This is a genomic window from Xylophilus sp. PBN-3R (assembly GCF_057747805.1).
The window spans coordinates 3,535,181-3,548,784 of the sequence record NZ_CM173225.1; the positions used below are offsets into that span (position 1 = coordinate 3,535,181).

Here is a 13,604-nt window from a genome sequence, read left to right on the forward strand (position 1 = left end):
CCACTGCCGCCAGGGGAGAATCGGGGCATGACGACCCTTTATGGCATTCCGAATTGCGACACGGTAAAAAAGGCGCGCAGCTGGCTGGCGGACCACGTCGGCGACTACCGTTTTCATGATTTCCGCAAGGACGGACTGGACGCCGCGCCGGTTTCGCGCTGGTACGCAGCGGTCGGCGACCGGCTGATCAACCGGCGCGGCGCGACCTGGCGCGGTCTCGATGCGGCAAACCGGGCGACCGCCGAAACCCCGGCCGGCGCACAGGCACTGGCGGTGGCTTTTCCGGCGCTGATCAAACGTCCGGTGGTCGAATGGCCCGACGGCACCATGACCGTGGGTTTCGATCCACAGGAATGGGCCGAAAAAACAAAATCAGCAAGCTGAGAACACTTGCTTACAGGCATTTACCCCGTGCGCCGCATGGGGAACTCCGGGCCACTTCTAAACTCTCAGTACAGCGGGGCGCGGGTGCGTCCCGGAGGATTTCAGTCATGAAAAAAGCCCTGGTCTTTTCGGCGATCGCTGCGGCGGCCGTCTCTGCGATGGCCCAGACCCATGCGCCTTCGCGCGAGATGGGCCGCGTGTTGTCCACCACACCGGTGGTGCAGCAGGTTCCGGTCAACCAGCAGGTCTGCGGCAATCAGCAGGTGGTTTCGCAGGCACCGCCCAGCGGTGTGGGCACCGTGCTGGGCGGCCTGGCAGGCGGCCTGGTGGGCAACGCAATCGGCGGCGGCGGTGGCCGGGCGGCGGCTACTGCGCTGGGTATCGTGGGCGGAGCCATGCTGGGCAATTCCGCCGAAGGCCCGGGCCCGACCTATGTGCAGAACGTGCCCACCTGCAGCACCCAGACCACGTATGAAAACCGCACCGTGGGTTACGACGTGACCTACGAATACGCCGGCCGGCAATACAACACCCGAATGGCCAGCGACCCGGGCCAGTATGTTCCGGTGCAGGTCGGCGCTGTCGGCGACAGCGCGCCGCAGCAAGCCTACGGCGGCCAATACAACCAACCTGGCGTGGTCGAGGCCGGTGTGGTGGTTCCCGCATACAACTCGGTGCCGGCACCGGTGGTCTATCAGACCTACACGCCGGCCTATGCGCCGGTCTATGCCCCTGCGTATTACGGCGGCTACGGGTACGGCGGCGTACCGATCGGCCTGTCGCTCAATCTCGGCTACAGCCGCGGTTACGGCGGCCACGGCCGCTGGCGCTGAGCAAGGCTCGCGGTCGGCAGCGGCAAGGGCAGACCGAAAAAAAGCAGCCTCGCGAGGCTGCTTTTTCATGCCTGTCAGGGACCGGGATCAGACCTCGGTCTTCAGCAGTGCACCCTTGAAAATGATGGGGCCGGTCGGACCGCCGCCGGTCGGCGCACCGCCCTTGGGCTCCAGCGTGATGGCCAGCATCGGCGACGGCGCCACCTCGCCCTCGGCAGCCGTCAGTTTCGCAACCGCTCCCTGTCCCATCAAGCCCAGCGAACGTGGTGCCTGGCCAGGTGGCAGCGCCCAAAGTTCGAGCGACTTGTCGGCATCCATCTGGTAGTCGCCCACCCGTTTCAGGGTGAGCGCCCGTTTTGCCGGGTCGAAGGTGACCAGCACCGAGCCGGCCTGCTTGTCGTCCTGCAGCACCGCCACGTATTCGATGCGCGCCTGGGCCGCCATCTGCGCCGTGAGTTGCGCGCCCTCCTGTTTTGCCTGGGCCAGTTCGGCGCCGCGCCGGCCGAGTTGCTGGTCGAGGCGGATGCCCACCACGACAGCCACCAGCGCTGCCAGGCCACCGCCCATCGCCAGACCTCGCCACAGGCCGAGGGCACGGCGCAGGTTCTGCAGCATCTCGGCCGGACCGGTCGCGACCGCAGCCGTCTCGACCACTGGTTTGCGCAACGGCGGCAGCAGGTTCTCGATGCGCTGCCAGACCTGTGGGTTGGGCAACATCGCAGGCTGTATTTCGGTGAAGGCGGCAAAGGTTTCCTGCCACAGCAAGGCTCGCGAACGGATGCCCGGGTTCTCGCGCGAAAGGCTTTCGAAACGGCGCCGTGCGCCACCGCGCAGCGTGCCGAGCGCATGCGCCGCCGCCAGTTGATCGACCAGATCAGGGTGTCCCAGCAAGTTCATGATGCAAACCTTTCCATGCATTCACGCAGTTGTGTCAGCCCGCGTCGTATCCACGTCTTGACCGTGCCCAGCGGCAGCTTCAGCTGCTCGGCCAGTTCGCTGTGGCTCAGGTCGCGCAGATAAGCGAGGCTCACCACCTCGCGCTGCCTGTTTTCCAGCCGCGACAGGCACTGCCGCAGTGCGGTGGCCTGCTGGCTGGCATCGGCCATGTCGAGCGGATCGTCCGCATCGCCTGCGATGGTGTCCTGCAGGTAATCGTCCAGCTCGACTCCGGCGTCGGCGCGTTCGCTGTTGCGGCGCCGCAGGAAGTCCAGCGAGCGGCTGCGCACGATCACACCCATCCAGGCCATCGGCGGGCTCAGGCCGGCACGGTAATCGCCGGCGATGCGCCAGATGTTCAGGTAGGCCTCCTGCAAGGCATCCTCGGCCCATTCACGGTTGCCCGTGACGCGCAGTGCCAGACCGAACATCCTTCCGGACGTCAGGTCGTAAAGCTCCTTGAGGGCTCCCGCCGAGGCGGTGTCCTGCGCTGCGATACGAAGCATCAGGTCCATGAGATGTTGGTCAGTTCGGTCGAGCGGCATGGCTGCGGATTGTGCGGCCTTCCCTTCATTACGCAACCGGCCGCATCCCGGATGCAGACAGGCACATAAAATCACGGGTTTTGTCCACCTGCCGGCATTCGCCCATCAGCACCATGACCACCGAAAAAATCGACGGCGTATCCGTCAGCACCCAGGCCAGCGTCTATTTCGACGGCAGGTGCGTCAGCCACGCCTTGGTGCTGGCCGACGGCACCAAAAAGTCCGTCGGCGTCGTGCTGCCGGCCACCCTGACCTTCAACACCGGCGCTCCCGAAAAGATGGAATGCGTTGCCGGCGGCTGCGAATACAAGCTCGACGGCAGCGACGAATGGCTGAAGTCCGGCCCGGGCGACATCTTCTCGATCCCCGGCAATTCGAAATTCGACATCCGGGTCACCGAGGCATACCACTACATCTGCCATTTCGGCTGATCGCACCTCACACACACGCCATGGCCACCATCCTCCAACACGTACCCGCCGGCCAGAAGGTCGGCATCGCCTTCTCGGGCGGCCTCGACACCAGCGCAGCACTGCTCTGGATGAAACAGAAGGGCGCCCTGCCCTTCGCCTACACGGCCAACCTGGGACAGCCCGACGAGCCCGACTACGAAGAAATTCCGCGCAAGGCGATGCAGTACGGCGCAGAACTGGCCCGCCTGATCGACTGCCGCCAGCAACTGGCCACCGAAGGCATCGCAGCCCTGCAGGCCGGCGCGTTCCACATCAGCACCGCGGGCATCACCTACTTCAACACGACGCCTCTGGGCCGCGCGGTCACCGGCACCATGCTGGTCGCCGCAATGAAGGAAGACGACGTCAACATCTGGGGTGACGGCAGCACCTTCAAGGGCAACGACATCGAGCGCTTCTACCGCTACGGCCTGCTGGCCAACCCGGCGCTCAAGATCTACAAACCCTGGCTGGACCAGCTGTTCATCGACGAACTGGGCGGCCGCTCGGAAATGTCGGCCTTCATGACGGCCAACGGCTTCGGCTACAAGATGTCGGCCGAAAAGGCTTATTCCACCGACTCCAACATGCTGGGCGCCACCCACGAGGCCAAGGACCTGGAAAGCCTCGGCAGCGGCATCCGTATCGTCAACCCGATCATGGGTGTGGCCTTCTGGAAGGAAGACGTCGTCGTCAGGCACGAAGAAGTCTCGGTGCGTTTCGAGGAAGGCCGCCCGGTCGCCCTGAACGGCAAGGAATACCCCGACCTGGTCGAGCTGATCATGGAAGCCAACCGCATCGGTGGCCGCCACGGCCTGGGCATGAGCGACCAGATCGAGAACCGCATCATCGAAGCCAAGAGCCGCGGCATCTACGAAGCTCCGGGCCTGGCGCTGCTGTTCATCGCCTACGAACGCCTGGTGACCGGCATCCACAACGAAGACACCATCGAGCAGTACCGCGAAAACGGCCGCAAGCTCGGCCGCCTGCTGTACCAGGGACGCTGGTTCGACCCGCAGGCGATCATGCTGCGCGAAGCGGCCCAGCGCTGGGTGGCGCGTGCCGTCACCGGTGAAGTGACCGTGGAACTGCGCCGCGGCAACGATTATTCGCTGCTGGACACGAAGTCCGCCAACCTGACCTACCAGCCGGAACGCCTGAGCATGGAAAAGGTGGAAGACGCGCCGTTCTCGCCAGCCGACCGTATCGGCCAGCTGACCATGCGCAACCTGGACATCGTGGATACCCGCGACAAGCTGGCCATCTATTCCAAGGCCGGCCTGCTGTCGCAGGGCTCGGGCACTTCCATGCCCAAGCTGCAGGGCAACCAGGAATAAGAGAAACAGGTACGGCAACGTAAAGTTGCTCCAGATCAGGACGGGCTTGCCGATTCAGAAGGCAAGCCCGTTTTTCGTTTGGAGTCCGCCATGCAAATTTCCTCGTCCACGACGACCTCTTCCGTTTCCTCGAGCGGCGGCTCGAGCTCGGCCAGCCAGATTGCGCAGCTGCAGAAACAGCTGAAGGAAACCACCGAGGAACTGAAGGCTGTCGCCACCGACTCCACGCTGGATGCCAAGGCCAAGGAGGTGAAGCAGAAACTGCTGCAGGCCCAGGCAGCCGCACTGCAGCAGCAGATTGCAGCCCTGCAGCAGGCCGAAGCGCAGAAGGCCCAGCAAGCCCAGCAAAAGTCGCAGGAAAAGGCGCAGGCCACGGCCGCCAGGACTGACAAGGACGTGTCGGCCAGCAGCACCCGCAGGCCGGAGGACAGCCCGCTGGGCCAGCAACTCGACGTCTACGCCTGATCAGGCGCCGTCGATATCCACCAGTTTCATGCGGCCAGACGCGCCGCTGCGGATGCTGACGGCCGAACGGCGGCAACCGAAAGCTTCGGCGACCAGCCGCACCAGTTCGGCATTGGCCTTGCCGTCGATGGGCGGAGACTTGATCTGCGCCAGCCAGCTGCCGTCGTCGGCCCGGCTCAGCAGGCTGACCCGGGCATTGGGTTTGACCTTGACCTGAACCGTGCGCCGCGAGGCTGCGGTCGCCATGGCTCAGGCAGTTTTCGGCAGCAGGGAAACTGCGTGCCGATAGGCCGCATCCGCCTGCAACGCCCCCCAGGGCAGCGCCTCGCCTTTCGGCAGAAGTGCCAGGCGCCGACGCTCGCTTTCAGGGCGCAGGCGTCCATCTCCGCAGGCTTCTGCGACGCCGTCGATCAGCACATCCAGTGCACGCCCTTCGCCCAGGCTCTGGTTGCACAGGAGCAGCAGGTCGCAGCCGGCATCGATTGCCAGCATGGCGGCCGCCACGTGGCTGATCGCCTGGCCGTTGACCCGACGTGCGCCCTCCATGCTCAGGTCGTCGCTGACGATGGCGCCGTCGAAGGACAGGCGATCGCGCAGCACCTGTTGCAGCCAACGGCTGGAGAATCCGGCCGGCAGCGTATCGACCTGCGGATACACCACATGCGCCGGCATGACCGCGGTGAGCGTGGCGCCGAGCCAGGCATAGGGTGCTGCATCGTCGGCCAGGATCGTTTCGAGCGAACGGTCGTCCGACGGATGACCGATATGCGAGTCGGCCTGCGCATAACCGTGGCCGGGAAAATGCTTGCCGCAATGCTGCATGCCCGTACGCAACATGCCGTGGGCCAGACAACGGGCCAGCGCCGCGACGATGCGCGGATCGCGGTTGAAACTGCGGTCGCCGATCACGCTGCTGGCGCCGTGGTGGAGGTCGAGCACCGGCGCAAAACTGAAGTCGATGCCACAGGCGCGCAGTTCGGCGGCCAGCACATGGCCAGCGGCACAGGCGGCGTCCATCGCCCGCATGGCGCCCGTAGGCTCGTGGTCGGCGGCGTCCTGCAACCACAGGTCTCCCAGGGTGCGCATGGCCGGCAGGTGGGTGAAACCGTCGCTGCGGAAACGCTGCACCCGGCCGCCTTCGTGATCGATGCAGATCAGCAGGTCCGGGCGCAGCGACCGGATCTCGGCAGACAAGGCGGTGATCTGCGCACGGTCGCGCCAGTTGCGGCTGAAATAGATGAGGCCACCCACCAGGGGATGAACGATGCGGCGTCGGTCGTCGGCATTGAGTTCGGTGCCGGCGATGTCGATGATCAGGGGCGAAGTCATGGCGTGTTCTGCTCCACGACCACGAAGGTCGCGGCGTAATCGGTTTCGTCGGTCACGGTGACATGGGCCGACAGGTGGAGGCCTTCGAACCATTCCTTCAATCCGGCATGCAGCACGATGTGGGGCTGGCCGCTGGGGTGATTGAGGACCTCGCACAGGCGCCAGGCCATCGGTGTGCGGATGCCCAGGCCGACCGCCTTGCTGAAGGCTTCCTTCGCGGAGAAACGGGTGGCCAGGTAACGAAGCCCGCGATCGGGCCAGCGCTCGCTGCGGGCACGCCAGACCTTCATTTCACCCGGCCCCAGCACCCGCTGCGCAAAACGTTCGCCGTGGCGCTCGAAGGTGGTCCGCATGCGGCGGATGTCGCAGATGTCGGTCCCGATGCCGTAGATCATGCGCGGGCGTCGGCTATGCTTTTCAGGTAGGCCTTGACGGTTTCGCTGTAGCCCGTTTCAAGCGCGTCGGCGATCAGCGCATGGCCGATGGAGACTTCGCGCACCTGCGGCACCGCACGCAGGAAAGACGTGAGGTTTTCGCGGTTGAGGTCATGGCCAGCGTTGACGCCCAGGCCATTGGCCTCTGCGGCCTGGGCCGCAGAGGCAAAACGCTTCAGCTGCACATCAGCTTCGGGCGTGCCGAAGGCGGCGGCATAGGGTTCGGTGTAGAGCTCGACTCGGTCGGCACCCAGGGCCCGCACGTCGGACATGGCCGATGCATCGGCATCCATGAACAGGCTGACCCGCACGCCCAGCGAGCGGCATTCTTCCACCAGAGGGCGCAGGCGCTCGGCGTCGTCCGGGAAACGCCACCCGTGGTCGCTGGTGAACTGGCCTTCGCTGTCGGGCACGAAGGTGGCCTGGTTGGGCCGCAGTTCGCGGATGAATTCCATCAGGTTGTGGAACGGATTGCCTTCGATGTTGAACTCGATCTTCGGCCACTTCAGCAGCAGCTCGGCGAGTTCATGCACATCCTCGGCGCGAATGTGGCGGGCGTCGGGCCGCGGATGCACGGTGATTCCCTGGGCACCGGCTTCCAGGCAAAGGGATGCGGCACGGGTCACGCTGGGGATCCCCAGGTGGCGGGTATTGCGCACCAGCGCGACCTTGTTGAGGTTGACGGACAGTGCGGTGGAGGCTTCTTCGCTCATAACTTGTACAGGTCGATCATCATCTGGCGGGTGCGCAGGGTTGCGACGCCGGTATGGTAGTGCAGCAGGTTGCGCAGTTGCATCTTGAGGTCGCCCTCCACGATGCCGGTGGCCTGCAGGGTGGAGAAGAACGGTGTTCGTTCGTCCAGCGCCTTCTGCAGCGCCACCCAGTGCGCACCGCCGATGGCACCACGCTCTTCAGGAGCGGCCTGACGCAGCCCGCTTTCAGGCACCAGCAGGTAGGGCAAGGCCGGGTTCAGCGGATGCTGGGTGCTGGTCTGCACATCGAGCGCAGGCAGAAAACCCACCTCACGCAGCAGCAGCAGTTCGAAGGCACGCAGCACCGGCTGCAGCGCTTCGCCGTGTTCGGACGCCAACACACGGACCGCATCGGCATAGGCGTCGAACAGCGCGGGATGCGGGTCGTCGCGTGCCAGCATCCGCAGCAGCAGTTCATTGAGGTACATGCCCGACAGCAACGCATCGCCGGTCGGCATGACATGGCCTCCGACCCATTCCGCGCCCCGCAGGTTGTGGATCTCAGCATCTTCCCCGGTAGACAGCGTCCAGCTGAGCCGCAAGGGCTGCAGCGGCAGCAGCACCGGCCGGAAATTGGAACTGGGTTTCTTCGCGCCCTTGGCCACCAGCGCGACCCGGCCGCGGGTGCGGGTGAAGGTTTCGAGGATCAGGCTCGATTCGCTCCAGTCGTAGCGATGAAGCACGAACCCCGGCTCGTCGGAAACCCGTTTGACGGCCACTTCAGCAAACGCCCGCGCCCTGCTTATTCATAACCAAATGAACGAACACGGGCTTCATCGTCGGCCCAGCCCGAACGCACCTTGACCCACAACTCCAGGAACACCTTGGCGTCCATGGCTTTTTCCAGCTCTTGGCGGGCTTCGGTGCCGATGCGCTTGAGGCGCTCGCCCTTGTCGCCGATCACCATCGCCTTGTGGCTGTCGCGCTCGACCACGATGGTGGCGGCGATGCGCACCATACGTTTGTGGGTCTTGCTGGCTTCTTCCTCGAACTTGTCGATGATGACGGTCGAGGTGTAGGGGAGTTCGTCGCCGGTGAAACGGAAGATCTTCTCGCGCACGGTTTCGCTGGCGAGGAACTTTTCGCTGCGGTCGGTGAGCTCGTCCTCGGCATACCACCAGGCCTGCTCGGGCAGGTACTTTTCGCAGATGCCGAACAGGCGTTGCACATCCGGCGGACTCTTGGCCGACATGGGCACGAATTCGTTGAACGGATGACGTTCCTGCATGGTCTTGAGCCAGGGCGCCAGTTCGGCGCGGCGATGCACCGCGTCGAGCTTGTTGGCCACCAGCAGGCAGGGCACGCCCGGCTTCAGCAAGGACAGCACCTTGGCATCGCCCAGCGTGAAATTGCCGGCTTCGACCACGAACAGCACCAGGTCGACGTCGCCGACCGCGCCCAGCACGGTCTTGTTGAGCGACTTGTTCAGAGCCGTGTTGTGGCGCGTCTGGAAACCCGGCGTGTCGACGAAGATGAACTGCGTCGCCGCATGCGTGCGGATGCCGGTGATGCGGTGGCGGGTGGTCTGCGCCTTGCGCGAGGTGATGCTGATCTTCTGGCCGACCAGGGCATTCAGCAGCGTCGACTTGCCGACGTTGGGTTTGCCGACGATGGCGATCACACCGCAGCGTTGCGGCGAGCCGTCCGGCATCATGCCGCCCGGGCCGGTGGGCATGGCGGGCATCGAAGGGAACGGCGGAATTGGCGGCATGTCCGGCATGGCGGGCATCTCCGGCAGTTCGTCGTCAGGGGTGGGGATCGCGTCCTGCGGAGCGTTGTTCATGGATTCCTTGATTTGAGGTGAGCGAGCATGGCGGCCGCTGCTGCCTGCTCGCCGGCACGGCGCGAACCGCCGATGCCGCGTTCGGTGCGGCCGGTTTCGGCAATTTCGCACTCGACATCGAAAGTCTGGCGATGCGCCGCCCCCAGGACGGCCACCACACGGTAGGTGGGCAATTTCATTTTGCGACCCTGCAGCCACTCCTGCAACTCGGTTTTCGGGTCCTTGTCGGCCGCCGGCATTTCCGGCGTGATGTCGAGTTTGGCGAAAAGCCGATTGACCAGATCGGACGCGGCGGCGTAGCCGGCGTCGCAATAAATGGCGCCGATGATGGCTTCTAGTACGTCGGCCAGGATGGACGGCCGACGGAACCCGCCGGAGCGAGCCTCGCCCTCGCCCAGCCGCAGGGTGTCCGGCAGACCGAGCTCGAGCGCCAGGCCGTGCAGGGTTTCCTGGCGGACCAGGTTCGCCCGAACCCGCGAAAGATCCCCTTCGGCCAATGCGCCGAGGCGTCGGTACAGAAGGTCTGAAACCGCGAGGTTGAGGACCGAATCACCCAGAAACTCGAGACGCTCGTAGTGGTCGGAAGAAAAGCTGCGGTGGGTGACTGCACGCAGCAACAGGCGGGGGTCGGCGAAGGTGTGCTGCAGTCGCGCCTGCAGGGCTGCCTGGGCAGCGTTCAACACCGGTGTCATCGGCAAAAAGTCAGGGTCATTCGGTCAAATCAATGGGCACTGCCCGTGTAGTTCAGCAGCAGCGACGCGGGACCGAACAAGGGGAGTTCCTTGCGGTAGGCAAAGGACACCTTGAAGCCGGGCGCGCTGTTGGCATTCGACTCGATGTCGAGGTCCTTGCCGGTGATGGAGGTGATGTCGTCGATCTGAGCAGCGCGGTCGAATGCAGCGCGCACCGCAGCCGGAGAAGCCGCCGACTTCGAACGTTCGACCGCCTTCAGGACCGCCTGGTATTCGATGGCAGAAGGCACGATGCGCATGGTCAGCAAGGCCGCCGCGCCGATCAGGATGATCACGAAAAGCAGACCCAGGAAACCCAGGCCGCATTGCTGTGTGAAACGCGCGAGACGCGAGGTTGGTTGCGGCATGGGGCTCATGGAAGTCTCCTTATCGCTGGCAGGGAATCGAGGGTTCGGAAACCGGCGGTCAGTCGAAACGACCGATGCGCTTCAGGTCACTGAAGTTCATCCAGATCATGAAGGCCTTGCCGATGATGTTCCGGTCGGGCACGAAGCCCCAGAAGCGTGAATCCAGCGAGTTGTCGCGGTTGTCGCCCATCATGAAGTAATAGCCGTCCGGCACCTTGCAGGTAACGCCTTCAACGGTGTATTTGCAGTTGTTGCGGAAGGCGAAGTCGGAGGCGCCGGGCACGTAGGCCGGGCGTTCGTCGTCGTTCAGGATGCGATGGGTGTGGGTGCCCAGCTTTTCCTCGAACTGCTTGAAGTAGCGCATCGTGTCTTCGTCGAAGAAGTCGGGCACCGCCTTGGTATCGACCACTTGGCCGTTGATTGTCAGGCGCTTGTTCAGGTAGGCCACTTCGTCGCCGGGCACGCCGACGACACGCTTGATGTAGTCGGTACTGGGCTGCGGTGGATAGCGGAAGACCATGACATCGCCGCGAGCCGGCGCGTTGCCCTGGGTGACCTTGGTGTTGATCACCGGCAGCCGGATGCCGTAGGTGAACTTGTTGACCAGGATCAGGTCGCCCACCAGCAGCGTGGGGATCATCGAACCCGAAGGTATCTTGAAGGGCTCGAACAGGAACGACCGCAGCACGAACACGATGATGATCACCGGGAACAGGCCTGCGGTCCAATCCAGCCACCAGGGCTGGGCGAGGATGCGGGCACGCGCCTTCTCGATGTCGGCTTCGTCGCTGCCATCGACCTTGTCGATTCCCATGCGATTCAGTTCCGCGCGGCGCGCGACTGCCGACACGGCCAGCTGCTCGGCCGCACGCCGGCGACGCGGCAGGAAGACGAACCGCTCGGCCAGCCAGTAGATGCCGGTGACCACGGTGGCAAGGAACAGCAGCAGGGCGAAATTACCGTCCAGCATGCCGAAGTACCAGGCGCCGGCATAGGCGACGAAAGCCGCGAGGATCGCGGTGGTGAGAATCTGCATCCAGTCCGTCCGATAGGGATTTTTATTAATCTTCGACTTGCAGGATGGCGAGGAACGCTTCCTGCGGCACTTCGACAGAACCGATCTGCTTCATGCGCTTCTTGCCGGCCTTCTGCTTTTCGAGCAGCTTCTTCTTGCGCGAGATGTCGCCGCCGTAGCATTTTGCCAGCACGTTCTTGCGCAGGGCCTTGATGGTCTCGCGGGCAATGATGTTGGCGCCGATGGCAGCCTGGATGGCCACGTCGAACTGCTGGCGGCTGATGATTTCGCGCATCTTGGCGACCACTGCCCGGCCGCGGTACTGGCTCTGGCTGCGGTGCACGATGATCGAAAGCGCATCGACCTTCTCGCCGTTCAACAGGATATCGACCTTGACCACGTCGGAAGCACGATATTCCTTGAACTCGTAGTCCATGGAGGCGTAACCCCGGCTGACCGATTTCAGCTTGTCGAAAAAGTCGAGCACGATTTCGCCTAGCGGCATTTCGTAGGTCAGCATGACCTGGCGGCCGTGGTACGACATGTTCATCTGTACGCCGCGTTTCTGGTTGGCCAGTGTCATGACCGAACCCACGTGTTCCTGCGGCATGTAAAGGTGCACCGTCACGATGGGTTCTCGCACCTCCTGCAGCCGGCCCTGATCGGGCATTTTCGACGGGTTCTCGACCATGGTCACGACGCCGTCGCCGGTGACCACTTCATAGACAACGCTCGGCGCGGTGGTGATGAGGTCCTGGTCGAACTCGCGCTCCAGGCGCTCCTGCACGATTTCCATGTGGAGCAGGCCGAGGAAACCACAGCGGAAACCGAAGCCCAGCGCCTGCGAGACTTCCGGCTCGTATTGCAGGGAGGAATCGTTGAGCTTGAGTTTTTCGAGCGCGTCGCGCAGGGAATCGTATTCACTGGCTTCGGTGGGATACAGGCCGGCGAAAACCTGCGGCTGGATTTCCTTGAAACCGGGCAGCGCTTCGGTTGCCGGGCCGAGGTTGTTGGGCAGCTTCTTTTCGAGGGTGATGGTGTCGCCCACCTTGGCCGCCTGCAACTCCTTGATGCCGGCGATGATGTAGCCCACTTCGCCGGCCTCGAGCGACTGGCGGGGCTCGTTGGCGGGGGTGAACACCCCGAGGTTGTCGGCGTTGTAGACGGTCTCGGTGGCCATCATCTTGAAACGCTCGCCGCGGCCCAGACGGCCGTCGACCACCCGCACCAGCATGACCACGCCGACATAGGTATCGAACCAGCTGTCCACGATCATGGCGCGCAGCGGCGCATCGGCGTTGCCTTTGGGATGCGGGATCTTGGCAACGATGGATTCGAGGATCTCGTCGATGCCCATGCCGGTCTTGGCCGAGCAGGGAATGGCGTCCGTGGCGTCGATGCCGATGACGTCCTCGATCTCCGCGCGGGCGTTCTCAGGATCGGCGTTCGGCAAGTCCATCTTGTTGAGCACCGGCAGCACTTCGACGCCGAGTTCGAGCGCGGTGTAGCAGTTGGCCACGGTCTGTGCCTCGACACCCTGCGAGGCATCGACCACCAGCAATGCACCTTCGCACGCGGAGAGCGATCGCGACACCTCGTATGAGAAATCGACGTGGCCGGGCGTGTCGATCAGATTGAGGTTGTAGACCTTGCCGTCGAGCGCCTTGTAATGCAGCGCCGCGGTCTGTGCCTTGATGGTTATCCCACGCTCTTTCTCGATGTCCATCGAGTCCAGAACCTGCGCTTCCATCTCACGGTCTGCGAGGCCGCCACAGCGCTGAATGAGCCGGTCTGCCAGTGTCGATTTGCCGTGGTCGATGTGCGCGATGATGGAAAAATTTCTGATGTGCTTCATCAACGGAAACGTTTAAGTAATTGAATTATTTGGAGCGCACAAAGAAAAAAGGGCGCGTCGAGTGGCGACGCGCCCTGAACCAACAATCTATGGCAACTGCGATAGCTGGAGTTTCATTGTAGGCAAAAAGGCCAGTTCGTACAGGTCGCCGCCGTCCGCGAACGGCCGTTGCAGGGTGGCAACGAAAAAGTTATCAACAGCCTATCAACAGAAAGCGCCCACCGCTTGTTGAACAACTTGTGGGCGGCCTGTGGATCGCCTGTGCACGACTGCGATTCGTATCGCATGGTGGTTTTTGACCGGGCGGCTTATACCAAACTGCGCGTATAGGGACGGCATTCTACCGAATCCGTGCATGACGAAATCCGGCCGCGATATCGGAGCA

The 13,604-nt window shown here is 63.7% G+C and carries 17 protein-coding genes; 5 read left to right on the forward strand and 12 right to left on the reverse strand.

Features of this window, described 5'->3' with window-relative positions; translation table 11 throughout:
• Window positions 1–27: 27 nt before the first annotated feature.
• Window positions 28–384, forward strand: coding sequence for an ArsC/Spx/MgsR family protein (locus AC3ANW_RS16800; RefSeq protein ID WP_488341987.1), 357 nt, complete (start codon window positions 28–30; stop codon window positions 382–384).
• A 107-nt stretch (window positions 385–491) separates the two neighbouring features.
• Window positions 492–1,217, forward strand: a complete 726-nt coding sequence (locus AC3ANW_RS16805; RefSeq protein ID WP_488341988.1) for a glycine zipper 2TM domain-containing protein — start codon at window positions 492–494, stop codon at window positions 1,215–1,217.
• Between the two features lie 87 nt (window positions 1,218–1,304).
• On the opposite strand, the gene AC3ANW_RS16810 is transcribed toward AC3ANW_RS16805, so the two are convergent.
• Together AC3ANW_RS16810 and AC3ANW_RS16815 are read right to left on the reverse strand one after the other, a co-directional pair.
• Window positions 1,305–2,114 (reverse strand): anti-sigma factor, encoded by an 810-nt coding sequence (locus tag AC3ANW_RS16810; protein WP_488341989.1) that lies wholly within the window; start codon window positions 2,112–2,114, stop codon window positions 1,305–1,307.
• Complete coding sequence (locus tag AC3ANW_RS16815) at window positions 2,111–2,668, reverse strand: RNA polymerase sigma factor (RefSeq protein WP_488341990.1); 558 nt, start codon at window positions 2,666–2,668, stop codon at window positions 2,111–2,113. Before AC3ANW_RS16815 ends, AC3ANW_RS16810 begins: the two co-directional genes overlap by 4 nt.
• 143 nt (window positions 2,669–2,811) lie before the next feature.
• On the opposite strand from AC3ANW_RS16815, the gene ppnP reads away from it, so the two are divergent.
• The 3 genes from ppnP to AC3ANW_RS16830 all read left to right on the forward strand — a co-directional run bounded on the left by ppnP (window position 2,812) and on the right by AC3ANW_RS16830 (window position 4,952).
• Window positions 2,812–3,129 (forward strand): pyrimidine/purine nucleoside phosphorylase, encoded by a 318-nt coding sequence (gene ppnP / locus AC3ANW_RS16820; protein ID WP_488341991.1) that lies wholly within the window; start codon window positions 2,812–2,814, stop codon window positions 3,127–3,129.
• A 20-nt stretch (window positions 3,130–3,149) separates the two neighbouring features.
• Window positions 3,150–4,487, forward strand: a complete 1,338-nt coding sequence (gene argG / locus AC3ANW_RS16825) for an argininosuccinate synthase (protein ID WP_488341992.1) — start codon at window positions 3,150–3,152, stop codon at window positions 4,485–4,487.
• 90 nt (window positions 4,488–4,577) lie between these two features.
• Complete coding sequence (locus tag AC3ANW_RS16830; RefSeq protein ID WP_488341993.1) at window positions 4,578–4,952, forward strand: FlxA-like family protein; 375 nt, start codon at window positions 4,578–4,580, stop codon at window positions 4,950–4,952.
• Here AC3ANW_RS16830 and AC3ANW_RS16835 read toward each other — a convergent pair whose 3' ends face one another.
• The 10 genes from AC3ANW_RS16835 to lepA form a co-directional block, all read right to left on the reverse strand.
• Window positions 4,953–5,198, reverse strand: coding sequence for a DUF167 domain-containing protein (locus tag AC3ANW_RS16835; RefSeq protein WP_488341994.1), 246 nt, complete (start codon window positions 5,196–5,198; stop codon window positions 4,953–4,955). It lies immediately after the preceding gene.
• Between the two features lie 3 nt (window positions 5,199–5,201).
• Window positions 5,202–6,281, reverse strand: a complete 1,080-nt coding sequence (gene nagZ, locus AC3ANW_RS16840; protein WP_488341995.1) for a beta-N-acetylhexosaminidase — start codon at window positions 6,279–6,281, stop codon at window positions 5,202–5,204.
• The gene (acpS, locus tag AC3ANW_RS16845; RefSeq protein ID WP_488341996.1) at window positions 6,278–6,676 is read right to left on the reverse strand and encodes a holo-ACP synthase; all 399 of its coding nucleotides are present in this window, start codon (window positions 6,674–6,676) and stop codon (window positions 6,278–6,280) included. The genes nagZ and acpS overlap by 4 nt, the downstream gene beginning before the upstream one ends.
• Window positions 6,673–7,428: a pyridoxine 5'-phosphate synthase gene (locus AC3ANW_RS16850; RefSeq protein WP_488341997.1), complete on the reverse strand. Its 756-nt coding sequence runs from the start codon at window positions 7,426–7,428 to the stop codon at window positions 6,673–6,675. Before AC3ANW_RS16850 ends, acpS begins: the two co-directional genes overlap by 4 nt.
• Window positions 7,425–8,186: a DNA repair protein RecO gene (recO, locus tag AC3ANW_RS16855; RefSeq protein WP_488341998.1), complete on the reverse strand. Its 762-nt coding sequence runs from the start codon at window positions 8,184–8,186 to the stop codon at window positions 7,425–7,427. The genes AC3ANW_RS16850 and recO overlap by 4 nt, the downstream gene beginning before the upstream one ends.
• A 23-nt stretch (window positions 8,187–8,209) precedes the next feature.
• On the reverse strand, window positions 8,210–9,151 hold the full coding sequence (gene era / locus AC3ANW_RS16860) for a GTPase Era (RefSeq protein ID WP_488345447.1): 942 nt from the start codon (window positions 9,149–9,151) through the stop codon (window positions 8,210–8,212).
• A gap of 95 nt (window positions 9,152–9,246) precedes the next feature.
• Window positions 9,247–9,942 carry a ribonuclease III gene (gene rnc / locus AC3ANW_RS16865; RefSeq protein ID WP_488341999.1) on the reverse strand — a complete coding sequence of 232 codons (696 nt, stop codon included), beginning with the start codon at window positions 9,940–9,942 and terminating at the stop codon, window positions 9,247–9,249.
• 29 nt (window positions 9,943–9,971) lie between these two features.
• Window positions 9,972–10,358: a DUF4845 domain-containing protein gene (locus AC3ANW_RS16870; RefSeq protein WP_488342000.1), complete on the reverse strand. Its 387-nt coding sequence runs from the start codon at window positions 10,356–10,358 to the stop codon at window positions 9,972–9,974.
• A 49-nt stretch (window positions 10,359–10,407) separates the two neighbouring features.
• Window positions 10,408–11,385, reverse strand: coding sequence for a signal peptidase I (gene lepB, locus AC3ANW_RS16875; protein ID WP_488342001.1), 978 nt, complete (start codon window positions 11,383–11,385; stop codon window positions 10,408–10,410).
• Between the two features lie 25 nt (window positions 11,386–11,410).
• A complete protein-coding gene (gene lepA, locus AC3ANW_RS16880; protein WP_488342002.1) occupies window positions 11,411–13,219 on the reverse strand; it encodes a translation elongation factor 4 in 1,809 nt (602 codons plus the stop codon).
• Window positions 13,220–13,604: the final 385 nt, after the last annotated feature.